A 2,516-nucleotide genomic window follows, 5' to 3' on the forward strand; every position below is an offset into this window, starting at 1 on the left:
CCGCGGCCGTGGTCGGCGGGGTGGCGGTGTTCGGCGGCAGCGGCTCGGTCTGGGGCGCGGGCCTCGGCGCGCTGCTGCTGACCGTCATCGGCAGCGCCCTGGCCGTGCTCGACATCAACCAGTTCTGGCAGCAGGCGATCGTCGGCGCGCTGATCCTGCTGGCCATCGGCGCCGACCGGCTGGTCGCCGTCCGGGTCGCCAAGGCACTGAAGAAGAGGGATTCCCATGTCTGACCAGGGAAACCGGCTCGGCAGGCTGCTCAGCTGGGACGCCGCCGTCGTGCTCGTCACGGTGATCGTCCTGATCGTCGCCTCCGGCGCCGTCGAGAACTTCGGCACCAGCCGCAACTTCACCTTCCTGCTGCTCGACCTGCTCCCGATCGCGCTGGTCGCGCTGCCGATGACGTTCATCATCGTCACCGGCGAGATCGACCTCTCGGTGGCGAGCACGCTCGGCCTGACCTCGGCGGTGATGGGCTCGCTGTGGGACGCCGGGATGACGATCGAGACGATCATCCCGCTCTGCATCCTGCTCGGCGCGGTCCTCGGCGCCCTGAACGGCTTCTTCGTCACCGTGCTGAAACTGCCGTCCCTCGCCGTCACCNNGGTGACGGCGCGGTCGCCGACTTCCCGCGCGACTACACGAGCTGGGTCACCGGCACGATCGGCGACGGCCCGATCCCGAACGTCCTGATCCCGCTGGTCGTCGTCGCGCTGCTCTTCGGCGTCGTGCTGCACGCCACCCCGATCGGCCGGGGCGTGTTCGCCGCCGGCGCGGGGGAGCAGGCGGCCCGGTTCGCCGGCATCCGCACCGGGCGGCTCAAGTTCTGGCTGTACGTCGTGAGCGGCGCGGTCGCGGGGCTCGCCGGGGTGCTGTGGACGCTGCGGTACTCCAGTGCCCGCGCCGACAACGGCTTCGGCCTCGAGCTGGCCGTCGTGGCCGCCGTGCTGCTCGGCGGCGTGTCCATCTTCGGCGGCAAGGGCACGCTGCCCGGCGTGCTCGCCGGGGTGGTCCTGCTGGCCTCGCTGCAGAACGCGCTGCGCCTGCAGGACGTGTCCAACGAGGCGCTCAACATCGTGACCGGCGTGCTCCTGATCGTGTCGGTCCTGCTCCCCAACATCGTGACTTCGGCCCGCACGGCAGTGCGTCGCCGTCGGCAAGCGGTAACTCCGGAAAGGTGACGAAGATGTCCCGACGGTTCCTCACCGGCGCAGTGTCGGCCGGGCTGGTGCTGGTCCTGGCCGCGTGCAGCGGCACGACCAAGAACGACAACGCCGGATCGGGCGCCCAGCAGTCCACCGCCGCGGCGAACCCGAACGCCGCGGCGAAGGAGGGCGTCAAGATGGCGTTCCTGCCCAAGCAGCTCAACAACCCCTACAGCGACATCGAGGTCAGCGGCGGCAAGGCGGCGCTCGAGGAGCTGAAGGGCGAGTACAAGCTGGTCGGGCCGAACGACGCCAGCGCGTCGTCGCAGGTCAGCTACATCAACACGCTGATCCAGCAGCAGCAGGACGTCATCGGCATCGCCGCGAACGACCCGAACGCGGTGTGCCCGTCGCTCAACCAGGCCCGCGGCGCCGGCATCAAGGTCGTCGCGTTCGACTCCGACGCCGCCAAGGACTGCCGCGACGTCTTCATCAACCAGGCCACCACCCAGGGCATCGGCGAGGCACTGGCCAAGCAGGCCAAGGACCTCTCCGGCGGGTCCGGCGAGATCGCGGTCCTCTCCGCGACGCCGAACGCCACCAACCAGAACGCCTGGATCGAGGTCCTGAAGAAGGAACTCGCCAAGCCGGAGTACGCGAACATCAAGCTGGACAAGATCGCCTACGGCAACGACGACGACCAGAAGTCGTTCCAGGAGGCCCAGGGCCTGCTGCAGTCGTTCCCGAACCTCAAGGTGATCGTCTCGCCGACCACGGTCGGCATCGCGGCCGCCGCGCGGTACGTCAGCTCGTCGAGCTACAAGGGCAAGGTCGCGGTGACCGGGCTCGGCACGCCGAACCAGATGCGCGCCTTCGTCAAGGACGGCACGGTCAAGCAGTTCGCGCTGTGGAACCCGGCCGACATCGGCTACCTCGCCGCCTACGCGGGTGTCGCGCTGAAGTCCGGCCAGATCACCGGCAAGACGGGGGAGAAGTTCAAGGCGGGCAAGCTCGGCGACTACACGATCGGCGAGAACGGCGAGATCGTCCTCGGCCCGCCGACGACGTTCGACGCGAACAACATCGACAAGTTCAACTTCTGAGACTCCCGGCCGGGTCGCGACGGGCGGCCCGGCCGGGTTCCACCAAGGACGGACTGTGCCCCGATACTGCTTCTGCCTGCAGGTCAAACCGGACCGGCTGGCCGAGTACGCCGAGCGTCACCGCGCTGTCTGGCCGGAGATGCGGCAGGCCCTGCACGACACCGGCTGGCGCAACTACTCGCTCTTCCTGCGCGAGGACGGCCTGCTGATCGGGTACGTCGAGGCGGACGACCTCGCCGCCGCGCAGGCCGCCATGGCGGAGACCGAG

At 69.3% G+C, this 2,516-nt stretch carries 2 protein-coding genes and 2 pseudogenes; all 4 read left to right on the plus strand.

The features are described from left to right. A pseudogene (locus CCN39_RS47095) lies at window positions 1–233 on the plus strand (ABC transporter permease); the annotation flags it as partial. After that, window positions 226–1,181: pseudogene (locus CCN39_RS47100) on the plus strand (ABC transporter permease). The pseudogenes CCN39_RS47095 and CCN39_RS47100, both read left to right, overlap by 8 nt. Window positions 1,182–1,186: 5 nt before the next feature. Continuing rightward, entirely contained in the window at window positions 1,187–2,248 is a 1,062-nt protein-coding gene (gene rhaS / locus CCN39_RS47105) for a rhamnose ABC transporter substrate-binding protein (RefSeq protein ID WP_086853603.1), read from the plus strand. Between the two features lie 55 nt (window positions 2,249–2,303). Continuing rightward, window positions 2,304–2,516 (plus strand): L-rhamnose mutarotase (locus CCN39_RS47110; protein ID WP_143264452.1); only part of this gene is annotated, 213 nt, incomplete at its 3' end.

Source organism: Amycolatopsis kentuckyensis (assembly GCF_002155975.1).
Taxonomy (GTDB): Bacteria; Actinomycetota; Actinomycetes; order Mycobacteriales; family Pseudonocardiaceae; genus Amycolatopsis; species Amycolatopsis kentuckyensis.